The following is a 13,626-nucleotide window of genomic DNA, read 5'->3' as shown; positions in this document are numbered from 1 at the left end:
TTTCTAGAGATAAATGTTAACCTATTTTAGTATTAAGTTTACATTAAAAGGAGATATGTTTATGCGCGATCAGAAATTGAAATTTTTAGTAGTAGATGCTTTATTTGCAGTCATCATTGCTTTACTTGCACAAGTTGCTATTCCACTCGGTCCGATTCCACTTACAGGACAGACATTTGCGATTGGCTTAGCAGCAACGATTCTTGGAGCTCGTCATGGCACGATATCTGTGTTAGTTTATATTGTTCTTGGCGCTGTCGGGATTCCCGTTTTCCAAGGAATGACAGCAGGAATTGGGATTATTTTCGGACCAACTGGCGGATTTATTATCGGATTTATTTTTAACGCATTACTTACAGGCTGGTTGCTCGAAAAAACAAAATTCACGGTGCCGTATGCCATTGTTGCCAACATACTCGGCGCTATCGTAACACTTATTTTCGGCGTGTTATGGCTTAAAGTCAGCACTGGACTTGACTGGCCGGCTGCCTTTTTAACAGGAATGGTACCATTTATTATTCCGGGTATTATTAAAGCCATTTTTGCGGCGCTTCTAGGTATCCTTATTCGTGATCGCCTCATCAAAGCAAGACTACTTAAAGCAACATAAGTCCCATTAATACACATTTGAAGTTAACTCCTATATAATGATAATGATTACCACTGAGAAAAGGGGACTCGGTATATGTCATTATTAAACGAGGAAAGTAGCTTTTACAACGTAGATCTACTCCATTTATTAAAAGATTCTAGCGAAGCAGTTCTTCCATATAAAAGAATTCGCTTTAGGCGCAATCAACAAATTTTAACAGAAGGCGCGGAAACTGATTACTTCTATATCATTGAAGATGGTGTCGTTTCTATGAGTAAAAATACTTGTAAAGAAGATAACATCATTAGCTTCTTAGGCAAACAAGATTGTATCGGACCGCTAACACTACTCGGTGGCACAAAATCACCAGTAAATTACACAACGATAAGTGAAGTTAATGTTTATCAGTTTGAGCGTAAATATGTTCTGACTAAATTTTTAAGTTCACCAGATGTATTTTGGCAGATGAATGCACTTATGCAAAGTATGGTTACACCTATTTTGGAACGAGAAGGTTATGTAAATTTACCTTCTAGCGAAAAAGTTTTAGCGGGATTAATTGCTTGCGGTGAAAGATTTGGCAGAATTGAAACAGATGGTTCTTGCTTAATTCCATATTATTTCACCCAAAAAATCTTAGGGAATTATCTTAATTTAGCTCGAGCTTATGTTGCAACCAACCTGCGAAAGCTAGAAGAAGATGGCATTATTGCGCTTTCGCCAAAACCTTGGCGTGTAAACAATTTTGAGTTTCATAAGCAAAAACTGAAAGAAACATACAAGTCATACATATAAATGCAAAAAATGCGCTATCCAATTGGATAGCGCATTTTTATTTTTTAATAATTTTTACCCATAAAGAAGAATGTTGCAATTGCTCCAATACCTTGAACGATGAAGAATGTTGCGACAACGATTATAACACCGATTACAGAAACAATTGGATTGAACAAAGCGATAAAGCCAACAACGATACCAATAATACCGATTGTTAAAATCCAGCCCCATCCTTGTACATTATTTTGTTTAGCAGTAAATGCACCTACTGTACGCATAATACCAGCAAACAATACCCACATACCAAAAAGTAATACAATTATTTCTGGTCCAGCAAATTCATTAAATAATAGCAAGAAACCTAGTAAGATGGATAAAATCCCGTCCGCTAGCACCCAACCAGACACACTTTGTGATTTTCTGTCTGAAAAATAAGAGATTGTGTGGAAAATACCAGAAATTAGTAATAAGAAACCTAGCATTAATGCCGATGTTAATAATGAAATCCCCGGATGGAATAAGAACCAAATCCCAAGAATAAGCATTGCAATCCCCGCTAATAAAACAAGAATTCGTGTAAAAGTTTTCATTTATTATTTCAACTCCCCTTTGTTTTTTTCTAATTCAACCCCATGTTTAATGAAATATAATTAGTCTTAACTATAATAGCCTAAAAAATGGATTTAAAACCTTTTTCAAAAGAATTATTCTCGCGAAAAAGCATGGTTGTCACAAAAACCTCAAAAATTTTACCAATTTCAGACTTTTTTAATACATAGTTGACAATTCATAGCATCCAGCGTAATATATAACTTAATTTAATAGTATTTTCTTATCACGAAAGGTGGAGGGACTGGCCCTTTGAAGCCTTAGCAACCGGAATTTTTTTCACGGTGCTAATTCCAGCAGTATATTCTGAAAGATAAGTCGGAAATCCAAGTTTAGGAAACTCTATCCTCTCTGGCGGCTTATATACTGCTAGGGAGGTTTTTTGATGGAAATTACTGATAAATACATATTAAAGAGGAGTGATTTTTTATGAGTAATGAGTATAAATTCGAAACAATTCAAGTACACGGTGGACATACGCCCGACGGAGACACGCATTCAAGAGCCGTGCCAATTTATCAAACAACGTCGTACACTTTTGATAGCCCAGAACATGCTGCAGCCTTATTTGGTTTACAGGAAACTGGAAATATTTATACACGAATTATGAATCCTACCACAGCTGTTTTAGAAGAGCGGTTAACATTACTTGAAGGTGGTATTGGTGCTGTTGCAACAGCTTCTGGCATGGCCGCTATTACCTACTCTATTTTAAATATTGCTGGTTCCGGGGATCATATCGTCGCAGCAGCAACACTTTACGGTGGAACGCACACTCTTTTCTCTCATACATTTAAAACTTTTGGGATTGACGTTACTTTTGTTGACCCTAACGAACCTGAAAATTTCGAAAAAGCCATTAAAGAAAATACGAAAGCTGTTTTTATTGAAACAATTGGAAATCCCGATATTAATATTGTTGATATCGAAAAAGTGGCGGACGTTGCGCACGCATCCGATATTCCGCTCATCGTTGACAACACATTCGCGACCGCTTATTTAAATCGCCCATTTGATTTTGGCGCTGATATCGTCGTTTACTCGGCAACGAAATTTATCGGTGGTCACGGGGTTGCGATTGGTGGCGCGGTCATTGACTCAGGTAAATTCAACTGGGCAAATGGCAAGTTTCCGAAGTTAGTTGTGCCAGATGATAGCTACAACGGCCTCTCCTACACAAATGATGTTGGCGCTGCGGCTTATATTACCAAACTACGTGTCTCACTCCTTCGTGACACTGGTGCAGCCCTTTCCCCGTTCAACGCTTTCCTACTGATTTTAGGCCTAGAAACGCTATCTCTTCGCCTAGAGCAACACGTTAAAAATGCTAAACAAGTCGCCAATTTCTTAAACGACCATCCAAAAGTTGCTTGGGTGAACTATCCTGGTTTGGCGGATAATAAATACAACGAACTTGCCCAAAAATATTTACCAAAAGGCCCGGGTTCGATTTTCACTTTTGGCGTTAAAGGTGGCTATGAGGCTGGTAAAAAAGTGATTGAATCCGTAGAATTATTCTCGCATTTAGCCAATGTTGGCGATGCAAAATCACTTATTATCCACCCAGCATCCACGACCCACCAACAACTAAGTGAAGAACAACAATTAACAGCTGGCGTGAAACCAGAATCTATTCGCTTATCGATTGGAATCGAAAATGCCGATGATATCATTCAAGATTTAACGAAAGCACTAGAGCAAATTTAGGAGGAAGTGAAGAGAAGTGACCTTACAACAAAAAGAACTATTTCAAAAAAGTCCTCTTCTACTTGAAAACGGAGAAACTTTAAGCCCAGTTTTAGTTGGCTATGAGACATACGGGACACTTTCTGAGTCACGCGATAATTGTATTTTGTTAGAACATGCACTCACTGGGACCGCTCATGCGGCGAAACATTTTGAAGATGATGCACCTGGTTGGTGGGATGATTATATCGGACCGGGCAAAACGATAGATACGGATAAATATTTCCTCGTTTGCACGAATGTGTTTGGTGGTTGCAGTGGCACGACCGGACCTTCTTCTATTAATCCCAAAACAGGCGAATCTTTCCGATTACAATTTCCCGGTTTTTCGATTAAAGATATTATTAAAGTGCAGCGTGAACTTTTGGAGCAGCTTGGTGTTACGCGGATTGTTTCAGTGATTGGCGGATCGATGGGCGGGATGCAGGCGACAGAATGGGCGATTGATTATGCGGATATTACAGATAGTATTATCAATATCGCCTCCCCACTTGCTGCCGGACCTGACGCGATTGGTTATAACTTGATTATGCGCATGGCGATTTTGAATGATCCTGACTTTAATGGCGGTAATTATGTTGGTCAACCTGAGGGCGGGCTTGCGACTGCTAGAATGGTCGGGATGATGACTTACCGAACGAGTGAGCTATTCTCGAAACGTTTTGAACGCTTCACTGTCGCCGAATCTTCCCCGGCCGCTTTCTCAAAAGAGCATTTTCAAATCGAGTCGTATTTGCAATATCAAGGCGATACTTTTGTCGAGCGGTTTGACGCGAATAGTTATTTGTATTTAACGAAAGCAATTGATTTATTTGACGTTACGGCGCCTGCGAAAGACGATTTGCCTGCTTTTTCGAAAATCAAAATTCCGTATTTGCTTATCGGCATTACAACCGATCAACTTTTCCGGATTCACGATTTACGCCGTGGCTACGAACTTTTAAAAGAATGGGATGTGCCGGTTACTTACCATGAAGTGGCTTCCGAATACGGCCATGACGCTTTCTTAGTCGAAAAAGAAGTACCGAAATTCGAACCATTAATCCGCTCATTTTTAAGCAATTTACCTGTTAAAAGCATATAAAAAAAGTGACCTCAGAAATTTTCCGAGGTCACTTTTTTATTAGTCTTTATAAATTGATTTCGTTCGGTTAAGCCAAGCATAGCCGAGTCCGATTACAAGGCCTCCACCTACAAAATTCCCAAGTAAAGCAAGTACTAAATTGACGGTCACATTGCCCGCTGTCATTGCAGCAAGTGTTCCACCAGAAGCGAAAAATGCTAATGAGAATGAGGAGAAGTTGGCGATAACGTGCTCGAATCCTAAGAATGCGAAGATGAAAATAATGAAAACCATCGCAATGACTTTCCCAGCATCATCTTTCATTCGAAGCGTACAAAGCACGGCGGTATTTACAACAATATTAGCGAAAATACCTTCCACAAAAATTTCTAGTGGTGCTTTTTCTAGTTTACCGCTAACGGCAGTAAATAAGAAATGATCTGCAGGTAAATTATGGAAAACGGATGTCAAGGAAACTAAGTACCCTGCAAGAATTCCACCAAATAAATTACAAACAATACATAAAAGCAAAATTTGTAATGCTTTTCCTGGTTTAACAATTTTTTGATAAACACCAGTTGTCATATACATCATGTTAGAAGTACCAAGCTCAGCATTCATATAAATAATCATAACGAGCGACCAACTAAACATAAATGCATACGTAATTTTACCAAGTCCTGGCGCAAAATGATCGACTTTATCACCAATCATTACAGCAACCGCAGTCCCTAGTGTCAAGAATAAACATGCTAACATCGCGCGCACGATATAACGAAGAATACTATTATTTACTAAATCAATTTTTTTGCGCGTACTATAATCAATTTTCTGCATTAATGGACTATTTTCCACATCCAAATTATTTCATCTCCAAACAAAAAAATTTTCTTGTGAAATTCACAACTTGTTTATTGTAGCATGTTTTTAATTTGATGCAAATAGTTTTCAGAAAATAAAAATCAGTTAAGCGTTACCATCTTGAAAAATTTCTCATTTGCTGTTTTATGGTGTTAATTTCCCCGTTTTTATAAACTTAAAACAAAAAAAACGAGAACAGATTTCTCTGTCCTCGTTTTAACTTTTTTATTTACCAAACCAATGTTTTTTAGCGGAATCTTTTGCTTTTCCTTCTGTTTCTTGTGCGCTTTTGATTTCTTGGGCTACGATTGCTTCATCCATACGTTGCACACGACCATGTAACTCATCCATTGCTACGTCGTTTACATTTGCTAATTCTTGTTCTGTTGCAATAAGGATAACGCCTGTAGAGCCTTCTGGAATCGTTTTTAACGTTCTTTCGAATACGCTTAAAGCATTTTTTACTTCACCAGCGTCTTGCATAGAACCAACGATTGCGCCAACCATCCAACCGATTAAAATTCCGAATGGTCCACCTAAAATACCAATTAACATCCCAATAAGGCTATCTTTCATATTTTTATCGGCACCAGTAAAATCAAGAAAATCTTGTGCAACAAGTTTATTTCCTGGCTCATGTTTTACAACCGCCATTTGATAACCAATAATTTTGCGCTCTTGGTGCAATCTTTTCATTTCTGAGAAAGCTTGGTAAGAAATACTTTCTTCATCAAAATTCATAATTAACACTGTTTTTTCTTTTTTCATCTGTTGTACCCCTCTCGCCTCATAAGTATTCTTTTTAGGTACGTTTTATCATACCCATCTCTTATTCTACTCGCTCTAACCTGCAAATAGCAATCAATAGCATTAGTAAGATTAAATCGCTACTTTCTACAGACCTTTTTTACCAATAAAAGGGAAAAATTTGGATGTTTTGTTCGCGTAAGCTTCGAAATCTTTTCGACCTTGATATTTTTTCTCTAGTAAAGGGACACCTGAAACAAACAGTAGTAATAACGTGATAACAATCGGGCTCGTAATCAACCAGAAATCTGTCATTTGCGTTAATGCGACTAAAAATACGCCCCACCAGCTAAGTGCTTCCCCGAAATAATTTGGATGCCGCGTAACTGACCAAAAACCGGTTGTTAATAGTTTTCCTTTATTCGCTGGATTCTTTTTAAAGTTCTCTAATTGCAGATCCCCGCCAACTTCAAAAATAAAGCCAATAATCCAAATAACGATACCGAGCATTTGCCACCAAGCAAAGGTTTCGGCTTCATTAGCAAAACTATGCGTAATCGGCAAAGCGATAATAAATAATAGTACCCCTTGCAGCACAAAGACATTCAGAAAGGCTTTCAAATTAACGAGTGTCGTCCCCCAACGTTTGCGCATATTGACGTAACGGTAATCTTCTGGCTTATTCCAATTACGGCGCGCCAAATGCCAAAACAAACGCACACCCCATATCGTAACTAAAATAAGAATGGTCATACTTTGGGCAGTTACGCTAAAAGTAGTTAAAAATCCTGTCCAAGCGACAACAACAAATCCCCCGCCCCAAGCAATATCAACGAGCGAATACTTGCCTTTTATTTTCGAAATAATAAACCAAAGTACAAAATAAACAAGTAAAGCGAGTGCTACTATTCCATACATCATTTTGTTTCCTCCTTTTTAATCCCGGCGACCGCGACACTTCCAAGTCCAGCACTAATGGCAATTGCTGCCGAACTATCCACAAGATAGCTCGTTTTCCCCGTTTTCTTTTCCAGTTGCTTCTGCCAAATTTCCGCATCACGTTCTGAAGAAACATGCGTAATAGCAAGCTCTTTCGGTTGTAATTTACTTACTTTTTTAATGATTTTTTTCATGCTTTGTTTTTGACTAAAGGATACGCCAATCAGTTTCCCGTCCCCGGACTCATCCAAGCTCACAATCGGAAATAGCGATAATTTTTGCGCTAACTTGCCTAAAAACCGCGGAATTCTGCCAGATTGCACCATTGGTGACAAATCGGCAACTGCGACATAAATAAACGCCCGCTCGATTAATTGCTCGACTTTCCAAGAAATGCCTTCCCAGGTTTCCCCAGATTCAACTAATTCCACCGTTTGCTTCACTAAAAGTCCTTGCGCGACCGAGTTCAGCCTCGAATCAACCACGCGTATCCAGTCCGCAGATAAATCGCGCGCTTTTATTCGTTGTTTGATTAATTGAAAAGTCCCACTTAGTTTAGCCGAAACCGCAATCACAAGTACATGCTCATATTTATTTTCTAAAAACGATAGCAACGCATCCACCGTACGAATCGTTGGTTGCGCTGTACTCATTCGCTGTTGTTGCGCGAGTTTCCCTTGCATAAGCGCCGGTCCAATCGTTAATTTATCAAGAAAGTTTTCCTCCCCCGCCAAAATATTCATCGGCAAGACATGCACTTGATGTTCAAGTAAAAATGCTTCTGGCAAATCAGCAATCGAATCAGTCACAATCGCAATCTTCGCGCGGGGGTTTTTCGTTACTTCATATTGAAGCCGCATATCATCCACTTTTTGATACGTCATCACGCCAAATTCCGCGAGCATTTTTAAAACTTCCTGAGGTTCATTTGTGTGGATGTGTATTTTTATTTGCGTTTCATTGCCCGCAATCACAAGGGAATCCCCTTTTGGTGCGAGAAGTTCACGTAAGTTTTGGTGTGAGATAGCTGCTTTTTTTATGATAAATTCAGAACAATAACGATAAACCGGCTCGCTCGTTTCAAAATGGACGTGTTCTTCGGTTTGCTCCTTTTCAACTAAGCTGATTGGCGCAGAAACCTTTCCACCACAATAAGCATTCGTTAACCCCGCGATAAAATAATAAAAACCTTTCGCACCCGAATCCACTAAACGGTTTTTTCGTAAAATGGGCATTTGAAATTCGGTATTAATTAAAGCTTTTTCCGCAACTATTTGCGCATTTAATAGTGATTTATGAAAAGAGCCCTCTTGTTCATAAGTCCCAGCCAGTGCCTCAGACCAAGCTTTCATCACCGATAAAATCGTCCCTTCTTTTGGATCCAGTAAAGCGTCATAAGCTTTATGAACAGCCTTTTGAAACGCTTGAACTAATCCATCAAAAGTAGATTCAAAATGATGGTAACTTTCCGCAACTGCCGTTAAATATTGCGCAAAAATCATCCCCGAGTTGCCGCGCGCCCCGATTAATGCCGCGCTAGCCACTTCCTCGAGCAATTCTTTCGTTGAATATTCTCTTGGTGAAACATGATCAATAATCGCTTGCATTAACGAAGCTAAATTACTACCAGTATCGCCGTCTGCTACAGGGAACACATTAATTCGATTCAGCTCGTCTTTTTTACTAATCACTTCAGCTGCCCCGTTCAGCATACTTTGTAATAGGCGTTTACTCTCAGACTCCATCATCACGAACCTGCCCCCGTGAAGAAGTGCAGGTTAATAAAGTAAACAATCACTGCGGTCACAGTCGTTACAGTCGTTCCCCAAACAAGGTCGATTATTGTCATCGTAATCGGCCAATCTTTTAAAGTAGCCAAGTTCGTCAAATCATACGTCGCATAACAAACTAAGCCAAATAAAGCTCCCGCTAGTATCGTGTATCCTAGGCTCCCTTTCTCCGTTCCAGGTATTAATACGAAAAACGTAACACCCACAACATAAATAACATAAAATATAACTGCCGGGGCTAAGCGAACATCCCCCATTAACTCCCCTATAAATTGTTGATACATTTTCTTAGAAGCTACGAGTAACCAAAAAAGATCAAACACCAAGAAAATTACTGCACTCGTTAAAAATAGCTTTAAAAACTGCGTCATTGTGATTCCCCCTTATCACTTGATAAGCGAATTTTAACATACCTTGATTGTTACTCCTAGAAGGTTGCTCATGATTCGCTCCTTGTGAATACTGCCACAAAAAAATCAATCATTTAATGAAATGATTGACTCATTATCTATATATTTCCCCTGTAGTGCTCCTTACTAAACTCATATCGTGCAATCGCTAATTTCCGCCGTTCTTTATGGTCAACAATTGGAAACGGATAATCCTTCCCTAAAATAAAACCATGCTCTTTTTGCTCCGTTTCAGACATTTTCTCTGGTTGATGGATAAATTTATCCGGTAGATCCGCCAGCTCTTTTACATACGTCCGAATAAATTGGCCCGCTGGATCAAATTTTTCTGATTGCGTAGTGGGATTAAAAATTCGAAAGTACGGCACCGCGTCCGTTCCAGTCGAAGCCGCCCACTGCCACCCGCCGATATTACTCGCCGGGTCATAATCAATCAGCATTTGTTGAAAATATTTCTCGCCAAAACGCCAATCAATCAGCAAATCTTTCGTTAAAAAAGAAGCCGTAATCATTCTTAGCCGATTATGCATCCAACCCGTTTCTTTCAACTGGCGCATCGCTGCATCCACAAGCGGAAAACCCGTTTGCCCGTCTTGCCATTTTTTGAAAAAGTCGCGGTTGTTATCCCATTCAATCAAACGATAATTTCCCTGAATCGGCTCATTTTTTTGATTAGGAAAAGACACATAAATCATATTATAAAAATCGCGCCAACACAGCTCTTTTTCGAAAGTCGCGCGTCCTTCTGTAGCTTCCGTTTGTTGAAGCGCCTGCCAAATCGTCCGAATTGAAATTTCACCTGTCCGCAAATAACGCGATAAATGACTTGTTTTATCGAGGTCAGGAAAATCTCTCGCTTTATCGTAATCCGCTAAATCTTCTTTAATAAAGCTCGCTAACAGAGTGTTTGCAGCTTGTTCGCCGACATCAGACACGGATAAATCACGGACCATTTCCGCAAACGGTTCTTCGTATTTTGGAAACAAGCTTTCTTTCCTGATATTTTCCGGCTTTAATGTGACTTTTAATGGCATTTCTTTGATTTCTTCGCGCCATTTTTTAAAGTACGGAGTGAAAATTTTGTAGTATTCTGTGGGGGGTTTTTTTACTTCTTCGGCTGAGTGAAGATAGGCATCGTGGAAGGCGTGGACTACGATTCCCTGTTTATCAAAGAATGCTTCCGCAGCCTCATCTCGGCTTGCTCCGTAGCCAGTTTCATCACGGTTGAAGAATACTTTATCCCAAGTCGGTAACTTATCTTGCAGTTGTTTTAAACATTCCATTGGTTCGCCAAACATGATTTGCAAATGAGCCTTCTGATCGATTTCTTGTTTAAAATGCGCCACACTCGCAAAAAAGGCTTGATGGCTAGGACTCCCTGTGATAAATTGTGCTGGATTCACTTGGAATAACAAAATCAAATCGTCCTCTTTACAAGCATGATAGAGCGCTTTATTATCACTTATCCGGAGATCTCTCCGAAACCACATTACCGAAGTCATGCTTTCCCACCTTTCGCAACTTACTTATCGCTATTATACGAAAATCTATCGCATTTAGAAAAACAAAGGGCTTAAAACACAAAAAAACCTGTTAGCAAAAGTTAACAGGTTTCTTACGGAGCATCCGTCAAAGTCCATTCAATCGTTGTTTCATAACTTTCATCCACATACGCATCGGCCGCATCCACTTCCACCAGAATTCCGCGATCCTCTTCCCAGTCAATCGGAACTATCATCTCACTAGCCGACTGCGACTGGAAAATGGTGATTGGTTCATCGGAAAGCAGCTTTTTCTCTCCAGTATTATCAATAAAAATAAGCCCTTCTGGTAAAATATGCGCTGGATTTGTTGTAGAAGTCAGCGGTGCTTTAATTGCTGCTGTGACACTAAACTGGCTATCTGCTCCTCTCGAATCAAGCACAGATAAATCAAATCCCGCGCTACGTTTAGCGATATTTTTCTGCTTGTTAAGCTTGATCGACTCGAAAGAAATTGTGTCCGGCACATGGTTGAATTTCAGCTCACCTGTCACTTGAATCGCAATTTCTTTTGCCAATGAGCCAATTTGAATTGTCGCTGTATAGGAACCGGTTTCTTTTTTCAGATTTGTGCTAGTCACTTTCACTTCCGCCGTTAAGTCCGCGCCAGTTTTAATATTAAAAGCTTTTGCGCCCGACTTCGTTAAAATCAATTGCTCGAGTTCCGTGTCATTCAGCTCGATAATTTCTTTTAAATTCACGGAAAAACCCGCCGCTCGTAATGCTTTGTCATCTTGAATATCAGTCATATTATCTTTAATAAAAACTGGTACACGAATATCGGCAAAATTATGCGCCTTATCTTCTAAGCGAACTATAGCTTCTGCTGGCCCAAATATATTTGTATCAGGTGCGCTTTGTAAAGTAGCTGTCACCCCTGCGCCGGAAGTGTTGTCAGAATGATCCGCAATATTGGTCACTAGTTTAGAAACATCTGGAAATGGATCGCCAAGCGTTAAAATTTGCGTAATTGCATCGCCACTTGGCGGAGTCACATCTTCTACCGTTACTGTATCTAACGTCAGCCATTTCTGGTCTTGCGTTATCGTGGCAGTTAAATCAATATATGGCTTTATAAAACCACTCGGAATAGCAATCCGATAAGTTCCCGCGCTATCTGCTTGTCCTTTTAAAAGCTTATTTACGCCATTTTCAGTATACGAAATACTAATAAAAGCATTCGGTGTCGCCGTCCCTGTGATTTCACTATCTGCATCCGTCACCGGGTTTATCTTTCCTTCAAGGCGCCCCATCGCAATCATTCGCGCCGTATTTTGATTAAAATTAGTCGGCGTCATTCCCGCATTAGTCGAAAGAATTTTCGTGGTTGTCCCCGTATAAGTCAAGCTTCCGGTAACATTTCCTCCATCCGGCAAACTAAAATTTTGCGCCGGCGGATCCGTCCGATCAATCGTGCCTGCCGTATCCCAATAATTCACCATTTGCGCCTCTAAATTAAACGTATTCTCATAAGGCCAGTAAAACATCGGCGTATTCGAATTGGTTGCAATCAAAAAGCTCCGCGGATCCTTGACATCTAACTTCGCAGTCGCATTATAAAACTGGATAATATAGCCTGTACCACCTGTTTTATTCAAAATTAAGCGCGCATTCGGACTTACGTTAATATCATCCGCCGACCAAAGCAGTGGATTCGCGCCACCCGTTTTCGTCATCGTCACATCCGCACCTTCTGCGATTTTAACCGCTCCGCCCGGCGTATCACGAAAAATATTATTATTTGAAGTAATATCTAATTTCGCATTCTTTTTTACCTCAATTTCAACTGGCTTTGCACCCGAGCGATAAAACATTCCCGTCCCATTAGAAAGCACCGTCACATCCGCATTTTCTTCGACAGTAAATGTGTTCACTTCCGCCGTTCCGCCCCCAAACCAAAACGCACTATTGGCATTCGAGCTCGCATGATTAATCATTAATTTTCCAGACACACTCACGCCTTTAATTTCGGCAACTTCATTTGGCGCCGCAGAACCAGCGACAAACGACGCTATCGTAATATCATTAGTTCCTTTAAAGTTCGCCGTTCCGTTCAAATTATAAATCATTTGCGGACCTTGATAATGGATATTTTCATAGTTTTGTACCACATTTTTCGCGGCTGCATAAACCGAAATCGTGCCATAATAGTTTTTTCCGATAATATTCAAATCTTTTAAAGTTGTTTCTTTCGTTCCGGTATTTGTGTTTACTGTGATGACACTGCTCTGGGCGCCGGATGATGCCATTGTTTCGGTTAGCGTATGAATTTCACCTGTTGCTGGATTTTTCCCAGATAAAGTGAATGTTTTTTTGGAAGCTGGTATAACAATGCCTCCCGATAAATCAATATCCGCCCCCAAATAGACCGTATCAACCCCATTATCTTCTGAAATTGCTGTTTTCAATTCGGCAAAATTGCTGACTACTGCTTCGTTCGCCGCTAAATCAGCATTCCCATTTTCTGCTGCTATAACTACTTTAAAACCAAGAAAAAGAGCCGCCATGGTCAATACAAGGATTATTTTTTTGAAAACCAATTTGCCAGCTC

The 13,626-nt window shown here is 39.9% G+C and carries 12 protein-coding genes and 1 riboswitch; of the genes, 4 read left to right on the top strand and 8 right to left on the bottom strand.

What is annotated here, in order from left to right; all coding sequences use genetic code 11:
• Positions 1-61 precede the first annotated feature (61 nt).
• A complete protein-coding gene (locus tag HCX62_RS01745) occupies positions 62-610 on the top strand; it encodes a biotin transporter BioY (protein WP_185636798.1) in 549 nt (182 codons plus the stop codon).
• 75 nt (positions 611-685) lie between these two features.
• A complete protein-coding gene (locus HCX62_RS01740) occupies positions 686-1,387 on the top strand; it encodes a Crp/Fnr family transcriptional regulator (RefSeq protein WP_185636797.1) in 702 nt (233 codons plus the stop codon).
• A 44-nt stretch (positions 1,388-1,431) separates the two neighbouring features.
• On the opposite strand, the gene HCX62_RS01735 is transcribed toward HCX62_RS01740, so the two are convergent.
• Entirely contained in the window at positions 1,432-1,959 is a 528-nt protein-coding gene (locus tag HCX62_RS01735) for an HdeD family acid-resistance protein (RefSeq protein WP_185518423.1), read from the bottom strand.
• A 239-nt stretch (positions 1,960-2,198) separates the two neighbouring features.
• Positions 2,199-2,298, top strand: a riboswitch (SAM riboswitch).
• A gap of 109 nt (positions 2,299-2,407) precedes the next feature.
• Between HCX62_RS01735 and HCX62_RS01730 the strand changes: the two genes are divergently transcribed.
• Positions 2,408-3,685 carry an O-acetylhomoserine aminocarboxypropyltransferase/cysteine synthase family protein gene (locus HCX62_RS01730; RefSeq protein ID WP_185558802.1) on the top strand — a complete coding sequence of 426 codons (1,278 nt, stop codon included), beginning with the start codon at positions 2,408-2,410 and terminating at the stop codon, positions 3,683-3,685.
• Positions 3,686-3,701: 16 nt separating this feature from the next.
• Positions 3,702-4,808 carry a homoserine O-acetyltransferase MetX gene (metX, locus tag HCX62_RS01725; RefSeq protein WP_185636796.1) on the top strand — a complete coding sequence of 369 codons (1,107 nt, stop codon included), beginning with the start codon at positions 3,702-3,704 and terminating at the stop codon, positions 4,806-4,808.
• Between the two features lie 39 nt (positions 4,809-4,847).
• Here the strand turns inward: metX and HCX62_RS01720 are convergent, their stop codons facing one another.
• The 7 genes from HCX62_RS01720 to HCX62_RS01690 all read right to left on the bottom strand — a co-directional run bounded on the left by HCX62_RS01720 (position 4,848) and on the right by HCX62_RS01690 (position 13,615).
• Positions 4,848-5,648 carry a formate/nitrite transporter family protein gene (locus tag HCX62_RS01720; protein WP_185390733.1) on the bottom strand — a complete coding sequence of 267 codons (801 nt, stop codon included), beginning with the start codon at positions 5,646-5,648 and terminating at the stop codon, positions 4,848-4,850.
• Between the two features lie 225 nt (positions 5,649-5,873).
• The gene (locus HCX62_RS01715; protein WP_008947020.1) at positions 5,874-6,416 is read right to left on the bottom strand and encodes a DUF1269 domain-containing protein; all 543 of its coding nucleotides are present in this window, start codon (positions 6,414-6,416) and stop codon (positions 5,874-5,876) included.
• 126 nt (positions 6,417-6,542) lie between these two features.
• A complete protein-coding gene (locus HCX62_RS01710; protein ID WP_185576190.1) occupies positions 6,543-7,313 on the bottom strand; it encodes a DUF1295 domain-containing protein in 771 nt (256 codons plus the stop codon).
• A complete protein-coding gene (locus tag HCX62_RS01705; RefSeq protein WP_185637979.1) occupies positions 7,313-9,079 on the bottom strand; it encodes a DAK2 domain-containing protein in 1,767 nt (588 codons plus the stop codon). The genes HCX62_RS01710 and HCX62_RS01705 overlap by 1 nt, the downstream gene beginning before the upstream one ends.
• A 2-nt stretch (positions 9,080-9,081) precedes the next feature.
• Positions 9,082-9,495, bottom strand: coding sequence for a DUF2177 family protein (locus HCX62_RS01700; protein WP_185636795.1), 414 nt, complete (start codon positions 9,493-9,495; stop codon positions 9,082-9,084).
• Between the two features lie 137 nt (positions 9,496-9,632).
• Positions 9,633-11,036, bottom strand: a complete 1,404-nt coding sequence (locus HCX62_RS01695) for a cryptochrome/photolyase family protein (protein ID WP_185636794.1) — start codon at positions 11,034-11,036, stop codon at positions 9,633-9,635.
• A gap of 113 nt (positions 11,037-11,149) precedes the next feature.
• On the bottom strand, positions 11,150-13,615 hold the full coding sequence (locus tag HCX62_RS01690) for a hypothetical protein (protein WP_185636793.1): 2,466 nt from the start codon (positions 13,613-13,615) through the stop codon (positions 11,150-11,152).
• Positions 13,616-13,626: the final 11 nt, after the last annotated feature.

Source organism: Listeria swaminathanii, assembly GCF_014229645.1.
In the GTDB taxonomy this organism is placed as follows: domain Bacteria; phylum Bacillota; class Bacilli; order Lactobacillales; family Listeriaceae; genus Listeria; species Listeria swaminathanii.
Note: the sequence above shows the minus strand (reverse complement) of the source record. Positions and strands in the feature narration are given on the sequence as shown.